The organism is Kitasatospora sp. NPDC056800 (genome assembly GCF_042789775.1).
Lineage (GTDB): Bacteria > Actinomycetota > Actinomycetes > Streptomycetales > Streptomycetaceae > Kitasatospora.
The window spans coordinates 20690-35243 of record NZ_JBHUAL010000085.1 but is presented as its reverse complement, the minus strand read 5'-3'; the positions used below and the strand labels follow the sequence as shown (position 1 = coordinate 35243).

Annotated in this window: 13 protein-coding genes; 9 read left to right on the top strand and 4 right to left on the bottom strand. The window is 73.1% G+C overall.

Going from position 1 to position 14554, the window contains the following annotated elements; genetic code table 11:
• Positions 1–144: 144 nt before the first annotated feature.
• The 8 genes from ACFRQN_RS19945 (at position 145) to ACFRQN_RS19910 (ending at position 11141) form a co-directional block, all read left to right on the top strand.
• The gene (locus ACFRQN_RS19945) at positions 145–567 is read left to right on the top strand and encodes a hypothetical protein (protein ID WP_049659008.1); all 423 of its coding nucleotides are present in this window, start codon (positions 145–147) and stop codon (positions 565–567) included.
• A gap of 79 nt (positions 568–646) precedes the next feature.
• Entirely contained in the window at positions 647–1192 is a 546-nt protein-coding gene (locus tag ACFRQN_RS19940; RefSeq protein WP_380741400.1) for a ParH-like protein, read from the top strand.
• Positions 1185–2384 (top strand): MAB_1171c family putative transporter, encoded by a 1200-nt coding sequence (locus tag ACFRQN_RS19935; RefSeq protein ID WP_380741399.1) that lies wholly within the window; start codon positions 1185–1187, stop codon positions 2382–2384. Before ACFRQN_RS19940 ends, ACFRQN_RS19935 begins: the two co-directional genes overlap by 8 nt.
• A gap of 159 nt (positions 2385–2543) precedes the next feature.
• Positions 2544–6110 carry a DNA polymerase III subunit alpha gene (gene dnaE / locus ACFRQN_RS19930; protein WP_380741398.1) on the top strand — a complete coding sequence of 1189 codons (3567 nt, stop codon included), beginning with the start codon at positions 2544–2546 and terminating at the stop codon, positions 6108–6110.
• 192 nt (positions 6111–6302) lie between these two features.
• The gene (locus ACFRQN_RS19925; protein WP_049650233.1) at positions 6303–6776 is read left to right on the top strand and encodes a nucleoside deaminase; all 474 of its coding nucleotides are present in this window, start codon (positions 6303–6305) and stop codon (positions 6774–6776) included.
• Positions 6777–6885: 109 nt separating this feature from the next.
• Positions 6886–7926, top strand: coding sequence for a zinc-binding alcohol dehydrogenase family protein (locus ACFRQN_RS19920; protein ID WP_380741397.1), 1041 nt, complete (start codon positions 6886–6888; stop codon positions 7924–7926).
• Positions 7927–8025: 99 nt separating this feature from the next.
• Positions 8026–9150 carry a DUF5954 family protein gene (locus ACFRQN_RS19915; protein WP_074003150.1) on the top strand — a complete coding sequence of 375 codons (1125 nt, stop codon included), beginning with the start codon at positions 8026–8028 and terminating at the stop codon, positions 9148–9150.
• A gap of 134 nt (positions 9151–9284) precedes the next feature.
• Positions 9285–11141 carry an FAD-dependent oxidoreductase gene (locus tag ACFRQN_RS19910; RefSeq protein ID WP_380741396.1) on the top strand — a complete coding sequence of 619 codons (1857 nt, stop codon included), beginning with the start codon at positions 9285–9287 and terminating at the stop codon, positions 11139–11141.
• A gap of 96 nt (positions 11142–11237) precedes the next feature.
• Here the strand turns inward: ACFRQN_RS19910 and ACFRQN_RS19905 are convergent, their stop codons facing one another.
• Together ACFRQN_RS19905 and ACFRQN_RS19900 are read right to left on the bottom strand one after the other, a co-directional pair.
• Positions 11238–11900, bottom strand: coding sequence for an NADPH-dependent F420 reductase (locus tag ACFRQN_RS19905; protein WP_380741401.1), 663 nt, complete (start codon positions 11898–11900; stop codon positions 11238–11240).
• 135 nt (positions 11901–12035) lie between these two features.
• Positions 12036–12233, bottom strand: coding sequence for a nuclear transport factor 2 family protein (locus ACFRQN_RS19900; protein ID WP_074003154.1), 198 nt, complete (start codon positions 12231–12233; stop codon positions 12036–12038).
• 99 nt (positions 12234–12332) lie between these two features.
• Between ACFRQN_RS19900 and ACFRQN_RS19895 the strand changes: the two genes are divergently transcribed.
• Positions 12333–12800: a nuclear transport factor 2 family protein gene (locus tag ACFRQN_RS19895; protein WP_074003155.1), complete on the top strand. Its 468-nt coding sequence runs from the start codon at positions 12333–12335 to the stop codon at positions 12798–12800.
• A 35-nt stretch (positions 12801–12835) separates the two neighbouring features.
• On the opposite strand, the gene ACFRQN_RS19890 is transcribed toward ACFRQN_RS19895, so the two are convergent.
• The gene (locus ACFRQN_RS19890; RefSeq protein WP_074003156.1) at positions 12836–13579 is read right to left on the bottom strand and encodes an SDR family NAD(P)-dependent oxidoreductase; all 744 of its coding nucleotides are present in this window, start codon (positions 13577–13579) and stop codon (positions 12836–12838) included.
• Positions 13580–13632: 53 nt separating this feature from the next.
• The gene (locus ACFRQN_RS19885; RefSeq protein ID WP_074003157.1) at positions 13633–14508 is read right to left on the bottom strand and encodes an SDR family NAD(P)-dependent oxidoreductase; all 876 of its coding nucleotides are present in this window, start codon (positions 14506–14508) and stop codon (positions 13633–13635) included.
• Positions 14509–14554: the final 46 nt, after the last annotated feature.

The window sequence follows — 14554 nt, the reverse complement described above, 5'->3', positions numbered from 1 at the left end:
CCCCCGAGGGCCGGACCCGCGTTCGTCCCCCGGGGACGGCACCGCCCGACGCCGGGGCGACGCCCGAAGCTACGATGGTTACCCGGTGGCCGGCCCCGCGTTCCAGTGCCGCCGGGACCGGCAGTGGCGGCGCAGGAGGCGGAGATGGCGGAACCCGGGGCGAGCACGCTCGCCGAGAAGATCGAGACACTGTTTCGCACGGTCCGGCGCCCCAACCGGGAGCAGTACAGCAACGAGGACGTGGCGCGCGCCTGTCGCGAGGCCACCGGCGAGACCTTCTCGGCCACCTACCTGTGGCAGCTGCGCACCGGCAAGCGCGACAACCCGACCAAGCGCCATCTGGAGGCGCTGGCCGGGTTCTTCCACGTCTCCCCCGCCTACTTCTTCGACGACCGCTCCGAGGAGATCGTCGCCGAACTCGCCCTGCTGGAGGCGCTGCGGGACGCCGGCGTACGGAACATGGCGCTGCGGGCGGTGGAACTCTCGCCCGAAGCCCTGGACACCGTCTCCGATGTGATCGAGACTATCGCTCGCCGGGAGGCTGCCAGGGGGAAGCCCTCCCCGTGAGCACGACGTGGTGCCGCCGAGGGGACACCCGCAACGGCTGACCGGCCACGTCGGCCCCGGCGGACTGGGGAGGCGCGCGTTGCGATGGATCCGACGCCACGGCGGACTGATGCGGCGATGTCGCGCGATCAGCGAATCACTGGACCTGCCCGACCCGTTCGACGCCGCCGAGCTCGTCGCCCGCCTCGCCCGCGCCCGCGGCCGTCCGATCGACCTGATCGCCGTGCCCGCACGGCCCGGGGCGCCCTGCGGGCTGCTGGTGACGACCGGCCAGGCCGACTACATCGTGTACGCCGAGGACACCAGCGAGGTGCACCGCCAGCACATCCTGGTGCACGAGTACGCCCACCTCCTGCTGGGCCACGCCGACGGCCCCTCGCCCGACCCCGGGCTCACCCGCGGCCTGCTGCCGCACCTGTCCCCGACCCTGGTCGGGAAGGTCCTGGGCCGCACCGTCTACCTCGAACCCCAGGAGCGGGAGGCCGAGTTGCTCGCCTCGCTGATCCTCAAACGCGCCCTGCTGCCCGGCGGCCGGGCGGCCGGCGCCCAGTCCCGCGACGCCGAGTGGGCGCAGCGGCTCTCCCCGCTGCTGGGCCGGCGCCGCCCGACGGGCCCGCATGACTGACCCCGTCCTCGCCTGCGCCGCGGTCTTCCTGCTCGGGCTGAGCACATACCGGTTCTTCGCCGGCCGGCACCGCGGCACCACGCCGGCCCTGCGCTACACCTGCTGCTTCGCCTGGTGCTTCGGCGCCTCCCTGGCGCTGATGGCCGGCCGGACGGGGGCGGACATCGACCACGGGACGGGCCTGGCGGGCCTGTCCTGGATGCTCACCGACCACCTCAAGATGGGCTCCGCCGGCTTCCTCGCCCTGGCCGCCGTCTCGCTGCGCCGCCCCGCCGCCGACGCCCGGGCCCTGCGCCGCCGCCAGGCCGGCGTCGCCCTCGCGGTCCTCGTGGCGACCGTCCTGTTCCTGCTCGCCCGGATCACGGAGGTCGACGGCCAGTTGGTGGCCACCGGCAGCGCCGGCCCGGTAGCGCTGGCCGGCTACGACCTGGTCAGCGTCGGCTACGTGGTCGGCTGCCTGGTCACGCTGCTGCGCCAGACGCTGTCCTGGACGCGCCAGGCCGACACCGCGGCCCTGCGCACGGCCCTCGTCCTGATCACGCTCACCGCCGCCGTCGGGCTGCTCTGGACGGCGTGGGGGGTGGACGACGTCCTCGGCGCGCTGCGCTCGGGCCGCCAGCAGTCCGCCGAGGACCCCGTCTCGCTGGCGCTCGGGCGGCTGTGCGCGGTGCTGCTGCTGGCCGGTGCGACCACCCTGCTGTGGGCGCGCGCCGGCCGCGCCGCCCGGCGCTGGCGGGCCGCGTACCGCAGCTACCGGTCGCTCGGCCCGCTGTGGCGGGCGCTGCACGCGGTCTTCCCGCAGATCGCCCTCGCCGCCGGCCCGCTGCCCTTCGCCGACGCCGAGCTCGCGCTCTACCGCCGGGTCATCGAGATCCGGGACGGGCTGCTGATCCTCCGCCGCTACCGCACCGGCGAGACGCTCCCGGCGGGGCCGGAGCAGCCGCGGGGCGGCGGTGCCCGGGCCACCGACGCCGCCGCGCGGGCCGAGGCCGCCCGGATCGCCGCCGCCCTGGTCCGCGCCCGCGCGCGGGCGGACACGCCCGCCGACCCCGCCGAGGCCGCCGACCCGCCGCAGGCCGAGCCGTCCCTGCCGCCCAGCGCCGGCATCGAGGCCGAGACCCGCTGGCTGACCCAGGTCGCCCAAGCCCTGCGGACCATGCCGCCGCTGCCCGTCGGCCGCACGGCCGGCTGACCGGAGCGGGGTCGGCCGCACTGGCCATGATCCCGTCAAGGAAGCGACAGGGCCCCGTCAAGATCGCGGCGGCGGGCCCGCGGGGCTGCGCGTCGGCGTCGCGGACCGGATAGGGTGGACCGCTTCCCCGTCCGCGTCCCGTCCCAGGAGCACAGCGCCGTGTCCGACAGCTTCGCGCACCTGCACGTCCACACCGAGTACTCGATGCTGGACGGCGCCGCCAAGAACGGCAAGCTGTTCGCCGAGGCGGAGAGACAGGGCATGCCCGCCATCGCGATGAGCGACCACGGCAACATGTTCGGCGCGTACGAGTTCTTCCACGCGGCCGCCAAGACCGGGGTGAAGCCGATCATCGGCATCGAGGCGTACGTCGCGCCGGCCTCGCGCTTCCTGAAGAAGCAGGTGTTCTGGTCCCCCGGCGGCCAGCGCCCCACCGGCTCCGACGGCGAGGGCGGCAAGGACGTCTCCGGCGGCGGCCGCTACACCCACATGACCATGTGGGCGCAGAACGCCACCGGCCTGCGGAACCTCTTCAAGCTCTCCTCGCTCGCGTCGATGGAGGGCTACTACATGAAGCCCCGCATGGACCGCGAGCTGATCGCCGCCAACGCGACCGGCATCATCGCCACCACCGGCTGCCCCTCCGGCGAGGTCCAGACCCGGCTGCGCCTCGGCCAGTACGAGGAGGCCGTCAAGGCGGCCGGCGCCTACCAGGACATCTTCGGCAAGGAGAACTACTTCCTGGAGCTGATGGACCACGGGCTCTCCATCGAGCAGGACGTCCGCGAGGACCTGCTGCGCCTGGCCAAGCAGCTGAACATCCCGCTGCTGGCCACCAACGACTCGCACTACGTCACCGCCGACCAGGCCGACGCCCACGACAGCCTGCTCTGCGTCGGCGTGGGCAAGAACAAGGACGACCCGAACCGCTTCAAGTTCAACGGCAGCGGCTACTACGTCAAGACCGCCGAGGAGATGCGCGAGCTCTTCCGCGAGCTGCCGGAGGCCTGCGACAACACCCTGGCGATCGCCGAGCGGGTGGAGTCGTACGAGGAGGTCTTCACCTACGTCGACCGGATGCCGCAGTTCGACGTCCCCGAGGGCGAGACCCAGGCCTCCTTCCTGCGCCAGAAGATCGCCGCCGGCCTCCAGCACCGCTACGGCGACAACCCCAGCCAGGAGGTGCTGGACCGGGTCGAGCTGGAGATGGGCGTGATCACCCCGATGGGGTTCGACGCCTACTTCCTCGTGGTCGCCGACATCTGCCAGTACGGCCGGGACAACGGCATCCCGGTCGGCCCGGGCCGCGGTTCGGCGGCCGGCTCGATGGTCGCCTACCTGACCGGCATCACCCAGCTGGACCCGCTGGAGCACGACCTGCTGTTCGAGCGGTTCCTCAACCCCGAGCGCATCAACCCCCCGGACGTCGACATCGACTTCGACGACCGCCAGCGCGACCAGATGGTCCGCTACGTCACCGACAAGTACGGCTCCGCCTACACCGCCCAGGTCAACACCTTCGGCACGATCAAGGCCAAGGCCGCCGTCAAGGACGCCAACCGCATCCTGGGCTACCCCTTCGCCATGGGCGACCGGATCACCAAGGCGATGCCGCCGGACGTCATGGGCAAGGGCGTGCCGCTGGCCGACCTGTTCAACGACAAGCACCCGCGGTACAACGAGGGCACCGAGATCCGGGCGCTCTACGACAACGAGCCCGACGTCAAGAAGATCATCGACACCGGGCGGGGCATCGAGGGCCTGATCCGCGGCACCGGCGTGCACGCCGCCGCCGTCATCCTCTCCTCCACCCCGCTGCTCGAACTGATCCCGCTGCACATGCGGGACAAGGACGGCGTGATCATCACCGGCTTCGACTACCCGTCGTGCGAAGCCATGGGCCTGATCAAGATGGACTTCCTGGGTCTGCGGAACCTGGGCATCATCGACCACTGCATCAAGATCGTGAAGGCCAACCGGGGCGTCGACGTCGACATCGAGAAGATCCCGATCGACGACCCCACCACGTACCAGCTGCTGGCCCGAGGCGACACCCTCGGCGTGTTCCAGCTCGACGGCGGCCCCATGCGCGCCCTGCTCAAGCTGATGAAGCCCACCGAGTTCGCCGACATCTCCGCCGTCTCCGCGCTGTACCGGCCCGGCCCGATGGGCATGAACTCGCACACCAACTACGCCCTGCGCAAGAACGCCCAGCAGGAGATCATCCCGATCCACCCCGAGCTGGAGGAACCGCTCAAGGACGTCCTCGGCCCCACCTACGGCCTGATCGTCTACCAGGAGCAGGTGCAGCGAGCCGCCCAGGTGCTGGCCGGCTACTCGCTCGGACAGGCAGACCTGCTCCGCCGCGCGATGGGCAAGAAGAAGAAGGAGGTCCTGGAGAAGGAGTTCGTCCCCTTCCACGCCGGCTGCAAGGAGCGCGGCTACTCCGACGAGGCCATCCAGGCGGTCTGGGACGTCCTGGTCCCGTTCGCCGGCTACGCGTTCAACAAATCGCACTCCGCCGCGTACGGGCTGGTCTCCTACCAGACCGCCTACCTCAAGGCCAACTACCCCGCCGAGTACATGGCCGCCCTGCTCACCTCCGTCGCCGACGACAAGGACAAGATGGCGATCTACCTGGCCGAGTGCCGGCAGATGGGCATCAAGATCCTCTCCCCCGACGTCAACGAGTCGGTGGTCGACTTCACCGCCGTCGGCAGCGACGTCCGGTTCGGCCTCAAGGCGGTGCGCAACGTCGGCGTGCCCGTCATCGAGTCCCTGGTCGGCACCCGCGAGGAGAAGGGCAAGTACACCTCCTTCGCCGACTTCCTGGACAAGGTCGAACTGGTGGTGTGCAACAAGCGCACCGTCGACTCCCTGGTCAAGGCGGGCGCCTTCGACTCGCTCGGGCACACCCGGCTCTCGCTCAGCAGCGTGCACGAGAACGCGATCGACGCCGTCACCGGGCTGAAGAAGCAGCAGGCCATCGGACAGGACGACCTGTTCGGCGCCCTCGACGCCGGCGACGGCGGCGGGCCCGGCATCGGACTCGACTTCCAGCTCACCGAGAACGAGTGGCCCCGGCGCCAACTCCTGGCCCTGGAACGCGAGATGCTCGGCCTCTACGTCTCCAGCCACCCGCTGGACGGCGCCGAGCACATCCTCTCCCAGAACCGCGACAGCTCGATCGCCCAGCTCCTCGACTCCGGCCGCTCCGAGGGCGAGGTCCGGCTCTCCGGGCTGATCACCGGCGTCGACCGGCGGATCAACAAGGCCGGCAACGCGTGGGCGATCATCACCCTCGCCGACCGCGACGGCTCGGTCGAGGTGCTGTTCTTCCCGGCGACCTACAACCTCATGGCCGAGCAGATGATCGAGGACAACGTGATCTCGATCCGCGGCCGGCTCAACGAGCGCGACGGGTCACTGAGCGTCTTCGGCCAGGAGATCACCACCCTCGACGTCTCCTCCGCCGAGCTCGGCACCAAGCCGCCCGTCCAGATCACCGTCCCGGCCGCCCGGATCAACCCCCAGGTGGTCGCCGAGCTCAAGCTCGCCCTCCAGAACCACCCCGGCGACGTCCCGGTCCGGCTGCGCACCACCAACTGGGACAAGGACACCCTCTACGAGCTCGGGTTCCGGGTGAACCCGGACAACGGGCTCGCCTCGGACGTCAAGACCCTCCTCGGCAACCGCTCCTGGGCGGGGGCGGCCGTCCGGTCCTGATGCTGCCGTGCCCGGCCCGGTCCGTTCCGTTCCTCGGAGCGGGCCGGGCCGGTCGGCTGTCCGGCCCCTGCCGGGGACCGGGTTCGGTGGTGCCATGGAGGTGGGCGGACGGCCGGGCCGACTCGTCGGCCTCCCGCCCGCCCCGCCCCAGCCGCTCCCACCCCGCCCGCTCCACGCCCGAGGAGTACGCCGATGCCCGACCACACCCGCACCCACCTGCTCGCGGCCATCGAACTCGCGGCCTCCGCCCGCGCCCACGGCAACCACCCCTTCGGCGCACTGCTGACCGACGCGTCCGGCGGCGTCCTGCTCACGGCCGAGAACACCGTGCTGACCGACCACGACGTCACCGCCCACGCGGAGACCAACCTGGTCCGGGCGGCCTGCCGCGCCCTCGCCCCGCACCAGCTCACCGAGACCGTCCTGTACACCAGCACCGAGCCATGCGCGATGTGCGCCGGCGCGATCTACTGGAGCGGCATCCGGCGGGTGGTCTACGCGCTCGCCGCCACCGAACTGAACGCCATCGCGGGAGCGGACCCGGACGAACCGGTGCTCGACCTGCCCTGCCGCCTGGTCTTCGCGGCCGGCGGCAACACCGTGGAGGCCTCCGGCCCGCACCTGTTCGACGAGGCCTCCGCCGTCCACACGGGGTACTGGGGCTGACCGGCCACGCCGTGCGCGGCCTGGCGGGGCGGGGCGTGGGACACCGTGGGTACATACGGAGCGTGACGCCGGGCGGTCCGCGTGCCCGGCGGACCGGCAGGAGGCCGCGATGACCACGAGGGACCCCCTACCGACGGAGACCGGAGCCTGGGTGGTGGACCGCCCCGGGCCGGTCGGCGGGCCGGGACCGGGCCCGCTGGTGTGGGAGCACCGGCCGCTCGACCCGCCCGGGCCGCGGGAGATCCTGGTCGAGGTGGAGGCCTGCGGGGTGTGCCGCACCGACCTCCACCTCGCGGAGGGGGACCTCTCCCCCAGGACGGCCAGGCGCACACCCGGGCACGAGGTGGTCGGACACGTGCTGGCGGCCGGGTCCGAGGTCGAGGAGTTCACCGTCGGGGACCGGGCCGGGGTGGCCTGGCTGGCCCGGACCTGCGGCCGCTGCGGGTACTGCCGCAGCGGGCGCGAGAACCTCTGCCCCGACTCCCGCTACACCGGCTGGGACCGGCACGGCGGCTACGCCTGGCACGTCACCGCGGACGCCCGCTACGCCTACCGGCTGCCCGAGGGCCCGCCCGCCGAGGAACTCGCCCCGCTGCTGTGCGCCGGGATCATCGGCTACCGGGCCCTGGAACGGGCCGAACTGCCGACGGGCGGGCTGCTCGGCATCTACGGCTTCGGCGCGTCCGCGCACCTGACCGCCCAGATCGCCCTCGCCCGGGGTGCCCGGGTGGCCGTGTTCACCCGCTCCGAGGCGGCCCGACGGCTCGCACTGGAACTCGGCGCCGCCTTCGCCGGCGACTCCTACGATCCGCCCCCGCAACCGCTGGACGCGGCCGTCCTCTTCGCCCCGGTCGGCGGCCTCGTACCCGCCGCCCTCACCGCGCTGGACCGCGGCGGCACGCTCGCCGTGGCCGGCATCCACCTCACCGACATCCCGTCGCTGGACTACCAGCGGCACCTCTTCCAGGAGCGCACACTGCGCAGCGTCACCGCCAACACCCGGGCCGACGGCCTGGCCTTCCTGGCGGAGGCGGCCCGCGCCCGCCCGGTGGTCCACGTCAGCCGCTACCCCCTGCGCCGGGCGGACGCGGCGCTCGCCGACCTCGCCGCGGACCGGGTGACGGGCGTCGCGGTGCTCGTACCCGAGTAGCGCGCCACCCGGAGCGGCACAGCGGTGACCCGCCCCTTCGGAGTGACAGGAGGGGCCGTTTGACTGCGCTCGGTGGCCGACCGGTTGCATCATGTGCGCATGGTGAACTTCCCTGACGATGTCCCCGGTTACCTCTCCATCAGGATGGCCGCCCCCACCGAGCCGGTGGCGGGGATGGCGGACGTCGAGGCGTGGACGGCCCGCGACAGCTATCCGCAGATCCTGTCGGCCGGGAGCAGGGCCTTCGGCGTCGCCCGTGAACTGCCCACGGGCGGCTGGGCCCTGCGCACCTCGATGGCCGAGGTCTACCCGCAGTCGGCCCGCGACGACCTGGGCATGGTCTGCCGCGAGCAGGCCGGCCGGGCGGAGCGGGCCGGCGACACCGCGGCGCAGCAGCGCTACCTGGCCGCGGCCGGGCGGCTGGAGTGGGAGAAGCTCGACGAGGTCGAACTGGACGTCCGCTACCGCGTGGTGCGGGCCGAACGGTACATCCGCAGCGGTCCGGACGGCCCGGAGCCGCCGCGCTCCACCGACCCCGACGACCACCGCAAGCGCCCGCTCGCCGAAGCCCTGGACCCGGCCGCCGGCTTCGTCATGGACCCCGCCCTGCCGACCGGGCTCTCCACCGGCATCCTCAAGACCGACCTCATCCAACTGGTGCCCACCGCACGCGACTTCCCGCCCGAGGTCCGCCGGGACGCACTGCGTTCCAGCACCACCCACCCGGGTGTGGTGCTGCTGCCGGCCGCCTTCGGCGTCGCGGAACGGGTCGACGGCCGGTGGCGTCCGGTCGGCGTCATGGACGCCCCCACCCCCTTCCGCGCCCGGGACATCCTGTCGATGCGGCTGCGCGTGACCGAGCCGGTCGAACGCCGGCTGAGCGACCGGCAACGGGCCCGCTACGCCGAGGCGGCGGACCGGCTCGAAGCCGAGCAGGGCTTCGAACTCACCGTCGAGGACCGGCTCCTGCGGATCATCCGGGTGGAACGCGCCGTCCGCTTCGGCCCGGACGGACCCGAGGGCCCCCGCCCCTCCGACCACGACCCCGAGGATCCGATCCTGGTGATGGACCAGAAGCTGCGAGCGCAGGGCATCGTCCCCGACGAGGACGATGACGAGCCGATCGTCCTCGACGAGTCCGCGCGGGAGTTCCAGCGCCTCTTCGAGGCCGAGATGGCCCGGCGCGGCACGCCGCTCCCACGCTTCGAGAACGACGAGGCGTAGGACGGGCCCACCCCGTCGAACACCCCTCCACCACCCTGGCCCGGGACGGGTGACCGGCACCCGTCCCGCTCGTTGCACACCGGGGGGTCATCCCAACCGCTCGGGGTGACCAAGGAGCCGGAGGTGCGCGCAGCATGGGGTTGGCCGAGGGTTCACAGGACGGTTCGCACGAGGACGCGGTGAGCGGGCGGACCCGACGCCAGTTCCTCACCCGCGCCGCCGCGCTGGGCGGGGCGCTGGCGGTCGGTCCCGCTGCGGGCGCCGCCGCGCTCCCGCGTGGCGCGGGCACCGCCGCCCGCGGCGGCTCCGGCTCCGGGCGGACCGTGGCGGTCCTCGGCGGCGGGGTGTCCGGGCTGAGCGCGGCGCACGAACTGGCCGAGCGCGGCTACCGGGTGACGGTGTACGAGTACTACGCCGCGCTCGGCGGCAAGGCCCGGAGCATGGACCTGCCGGGCGGCGCGAGCGGTGGACGCCGAGCGCTGCCGGGCGAGCACGGCTTCCGGTTCTTCCCCGGCTTCTACCGCAACCTGCCGGACACCCTGCGCCGCATCCCCTACCCGGGCAACCCCGGCGGCGTCCACGACAACCTGCGCGACGCCACCCAGGCGCTGCTGGCCTTCGACGCCCCGCGCCCGGGCCTGCTGCTCCCGTTCCGGACCCTCACCCGCCGCCCGCTCGACCTGGGCGACCTCGCCCCGGACGCCCTGCGGCGGACCCTGACCGGCGCGCTGGACGAGGTGCTGCACCTGCCCGCCGACGAGCTGGCCTACTTCGTGGACCGGGTCCTGGTCCACCTGACCAGCTGCGACGTGCGCCGCGAGCAGCAGTGGGAACGGGTGCCGTGGTGGGACTTCATCAGGGCCGGGCGGATGTCCCACGACTACCAGCGCCTCCTCGGGGTCGGCGTGTCCCGGGACCTGGTGGCGACCCGGGCCGAGCAGGCCAGCACCCGTACGGTGGCCCGCACCATCATCGAGGCCTTCCTGCTGAACGGCCTGCTCGGGCGCGGCGTCGACGGACAGCTCGACCGGGTGCTCAACGGCCCCACCAGTGAGGCCTGGATCGACCCGTGGGCGGCCCACCTCTCCGCACTGGGCGTCGAGTTCCGGACCGGCACCGAGGTCCGGGAGGTCCTGTACGGCGAGGGCCGGATCACCGGGGTCCTGGTGGCGCCGGCCGGCGGCGGCGCCCCGGAGACGGTGCGGGCCGACTACTACCTCAGCGCGCTGCCGGTCGAGCACGCCCGCACCACCTGGGGTCCGCGCCTGCGCGCCGCCGATCCCCAACTGGCGCGCTGCGACGCGATCGGCACCGACTGGATGACGGGCATCCAGTTCTACCTGCGCCGCCCGCTGCGGCTGGTGCACGGCCACGCCATCTGCCTGGACTCCCCCTGGTCGCTCACCACGGTCAACCAGGCGCAGTTCTGGGACCGCGACTTCGCGGCCGCCTACGGCGACGGCACGGTGCGCGACTGCCTCTCGGTCTGCGTCTCGGAGTGGGACCGTCCCGGCATCCTCTACGGCAGGACGGCCAAGGAGTGCACCCGCGAGGAGGTGGCCCGCGAGGTCTGGGCGCAGTGCCGGCGGGCCCTCGACCGGCCGGGCGCCGGTTGGCCGGCGGACGCGGACGTGCACTCGTGGTTCCTCGACCCGGCCGTCACCGGCCTGGGCGGGCCGGCCCCGGCCAACCGCGAGCAACTCCTGGTCCACCCCGCCGGCACGCTCTACCACCGGCCCTCCGCCGCCACCGCCGTCGGCAACTTCTTCCTGGCCGGCGACTACGTCCGCACCGACGTCGACCTGGCCACCATGGAGGGCGCCAACGAGTCCGCGCGCCGCGCCGTCAACGCCCTCCTGGACGCCGACGGTTCGCCCGCCGAACGCTGCCGGATCCAGCTGCTCTTCCGCCCCCCTGAGCTGGAGCCCCTCAAACTGGTCGACGAGGCCCGCTACCGCCTCGGCCTGCCGAACACCTTCGACCTCGGCTGACCCGGCCCGCCCGGGAGGGCCGGGAGTACGTCACGTCCGGCGTGGTCGCGCGCAGTCGGACGGGCTGTCACGGCCGGTCGTTCAACGGTCGGCCGTTCAATGGTCCGCCGTGATCGCCGCTCGGGCCTGGTCGGCGCCGACCACCTCGCCGTCGAGGCCGGACTGGTGCAGGTCCCCGCCGGGGGCTTCGATGCGTCCGGCGTCGGCCAGGCCGCCGGCCTTCACCGGGTCGAATCCGGCCGTGCGGATCAGCCGCTCGACGGCCGCCGCGGCGTGCTCGTCGTCGGTGGCGTAGAGCAGCGCGGCCCGCTGCGGGGTGCGGTTCGCGCTCGCGGCGAGCGCCTCGGCGGCGAGGGTGCCGAACGCCTTGACGTAGTGGGCGCCCCCGGGCAGGAGCGCGGCGACGACGGACCCGGCCGACTGCCCGTCGGGCAGGGACCGCACCATCCGGCCCTGGTCGTCGAAGGCGATCGGGTTCGACGGGTCGACCACGACCTTGCCCACGAGCTGCGGCGAAACCTGCGGGATCAGCTCCTTGATGGTGTCGAGCCAGACGGCGAACACGACGGTGTCGGCCTCGGCGACGGCGTCCCGGACGGTGGCGGTGTGCGCGAGCGGTCCGAGCTCGTCCGCCAGCTCCTGGGCCCGCGACGCGCTCTTCCCCGTCAGGACGATGTGCTCTCCTCCGGCGACCAGGTGCCGGGCGACAGCGCCGCCGATGTTGCCCACGCCCACGATTGCGGTGGTCATGTTCCTCAGCCTTCCTCTCCGCGAATGTAGGGGTCAGGTGTTCCTCGGATGCCCCGGAGGTTGTCGGGCAGTAGCCCGAATGCCTGAGACGCCACCCGGTCGAGGGTGGTGGGGTTCCCGGCGGCGAGGCGGGTCCGGTGGCTCCTACGCGCGGCCGCTGTGCGGCCAGCCCTGGGCGTCGAACACGGCGGTGGGGTCGAGGTAGTCGCGCCAGTGCGCCACCTTGCGGTCCCTGACGGTCACGACGGAGACGAAGCGGTTGTCGTAGGGCCGCCCGGTGAGCCGGCGCAGCACCAGAGCGTAGTCGGCGGGGGTACCGGCGGCGACCGCGCCGTCGACCACGTCTCCTGGTCGGTGTCCTCGTGGCGGACGGGGCGCGGTTGAGGAGCCCGGCCTCCGGTGCTCTGATTCAGGTGTCGCACCCGTCCGGAGGGAGTCACCGTGTCGCCCCACGATCCGATCCCGCCCCAGGAGGCCGCGGACCGGCTGGCCATCCGGGAGCTCGTCGACGCCTACGCGCACTGCGCCGACCGCCGTGACGCCGAGGGGCAGATGGCCCTGTTCACCGAGGACACCCGCTTCCTGGTCTTCATGGACGCCACCGCGGCCGAGCCGACCCAGGAACTGCGCGGCCGCGACGCCCTGGCCCCGGTCTTCGACAACCTGAACACCTACCGGGCCACCACCCACTTCAACGGGCAGAGCACCGTGGTCCTGGACGGCGACCGGGCGAGCGGCGAGAGCTACTGCCTGGCCCACCACGTCTCCTACGGCACGGACGCCGAGCGGTCGATCATGATCGCCTCGATCCGCTACCTGGACCGGTTCGTCAAGCGCGACGGGGAGTGGTTCTTCGCCGAACGACGGCTGATGGTCGACTGGACCGAGACCCGCCCCAGCACCCCCTGAAGCAGGCAGGCCGGGGCGCGGCGGGCCTCGTCCCGTCAGGCGAGGAATCCGCCGTCGACGGCGAGGTGGCTGCCGTTGACGTAGGCGGCGTCGTCCGACAGCAGGAACGCAATGGCGGTGGCGATCTCGCGCCCGGTGCCGACCCGGCCCATGGGGATGCCGGTCCCGGCGACCCGCCTGGTGCCCTCGGGGTTGGCCCGGGTCATCTCGGTGTCGATGACGCCGGGTTGGAGTTCGTTGACGCGCACCCCCTGGCCGCCGAACTGGATCGCGGCGGTGCGGGTCAGGCCGCGGATGCCGTGCTTGGCGCTGGAGTACTCGGCGGTGGGGCCGCCGCGGTCGGCGAACACGCTGGAGACGTTGACGATCGCGCCGCCGCCCGAGGCGAGGATCGCCGGGATCTCGTACTTGATGCCGTAGAAGAGGCTGTTGAGGTCGATGTCGACGGTGCGCCGCCACTGCTCGGGGGTCATGTCGGGCAGCGGGGTGAAGTCGCCGGAGACCCCGGCGTTGTTGACGGCGTAGTGCAGCGCGCCGAACGCCTCTACCGTGCGGGCGACCGCCCGCTCGTTGTCCTCGGGGCGGCTGACGTCACCGGGGACGGCGAGGGCCCGCCCGCCCGCGGCGGTGATCTCGGCGACCACCTCGGCGAGCCGGTGCTCGCGGCGGCCGACGACGGTGACGGCGGCGCCGCGCCGCGCCAGCAGGAGCGCGGTGGCGCGGCCCATGCCCGAGCCGGCGCCGGTGACCAGTGCGGCCTTGCCGTGGAACGGTCGCATGTCCGGGTTCTCCCTTCGGGACCTTGGGACTTCGGGACTTCGCGGCGGGCGTCTCAGCCGTTGGCCGGCAGGTCGACGGGGTAGGCGGCGCCGGTGTCGGCGGACGCGGAGACGGCCTGCCAGACGGTGGCCTCGGCGAGCTGGCCGCGGGAGTAGTCCAGCGCCATGTCCGCGGCGCCGGCGCCCAGGAGCAGGTGGGTGGGCAGCCGGTCGGCGTGGACGATCCGGACGAGGATCTGCGCCGCGCGGTCGGGGTCGCCCACGGCCGCCCCGCCGCCGCGCAGGAGGTCGGCGAGGGCGCCGACGGTGGCGCGGTAGTCGGCGGGTACGTCGTCGACCTCCATCGAGGCCCCGGCCCAGTCGGTGGCGAACCCGCCGGGCTCGACGACGAGGTAGCGGATGCCCAGCGGCGCGGTCTCGGCCGCCAGGACGCGGGTGAAGCCGTCCACGGCGAACTTCGCCGCCTGGTAGGAGCCGAGCCCCGGGGTGGCGCCAACGCGCCCGCCGACGGAGGAGAACTGGATCACGATGCCGCCACCCTGTTCCTTCAGCAGCGGGATCGCGGCCTTGGAGACGTGGTAGACGCCCCAGAAGTTGGTGTCGAACTGGCGGCGGAAGTCCTCCTCGTCGGCGGTCTCGACCGGGGCGAGGTTGGCGTACCCGGCGTTGTTGACCACGACGTCGACGGAGCCGAAGGCCGTACGGGCGGCGGCGAAGGCGGCCTGGACCGCGGCCGGGTCGGTGACGTCCAGGGCGACGGGCAGGACGCGGTCGCCGTAGCGGGCGACCAGGTCGTCGAGCTGCTCGGGCTTGCGGGCGGTGGCGACGACCCGGTCACCGGCCGCCAGGGCGGCCGAGGCCAGGGAGCGGCCGAAGCCGCGCGAGGAGCCGGTGATGAACCAGGTGCGGGTGTCGGTGTGAGTGCTCATGGATTTAGTGAAACACCGTTGCGCTAATAACGCAACGCCGGATCGT

Bases quoted from the DNA above. Each gene is read 5' to 3' on its own strand.
- ACFRQN_RS19935 (WP_380741399.1), top strand. From the start codon at position 1,185: ATGACTGACCCCGTCCTCGCCTGCGCCGCGGTCTTCCTGCTCGGGCTG.
- ACFRQN_RS19915 (WP_074003150.1), top strand. From the start codon at position 8,026: ATGGTGAACTTCCCTGACGATGTCCCCGGTTACCTCTCCATCAGGATG.
- ACFRQN_RS19910 (WP_380741396.1), top strand. From the start codon at position 9,285: ATGGGGTTGGCCGAGGGTTCACAGGACGGTTCGCACGAGGACGCGGTG.
- ACFRQN_RS19945 (WP_049659008.1), top strand. From the start codon at position 145: ATGGCGGAACCCGGGGCGAGCACGCTCGCCGAGAAGATCGAGACACTG.
- ACFRQN_RS19885 (WP_074003157.1), bottom strand. From the start codon at position 14,508: ATGAGCACTCACACCGACACCCGCACCTGGTTCATCACCGGCTCCTCG.
- ACFRQN_RS19925 (WP_049650233.1), top strand. From the start codon at position 6,303: ATGCCCGACCACACCCGCACCCACCTGCTCGCGGCCATCGAACTCGCG.
- ACFRQN_RS19890 (WP_074003156.1), bottom strand. From the start codon at position 13,579: ATGCGACCGTTCCACGGCAAGGCCGCACTGGTCACCGGCGCCGGCTCG.
- ACFRQN_RS19920 (WP_380741397.1), top strand. From the start codon at position 6,886: ATGACCACGAGGGACCCCCTACCGACGGAGACCGGAGCCTGGGTGGTG.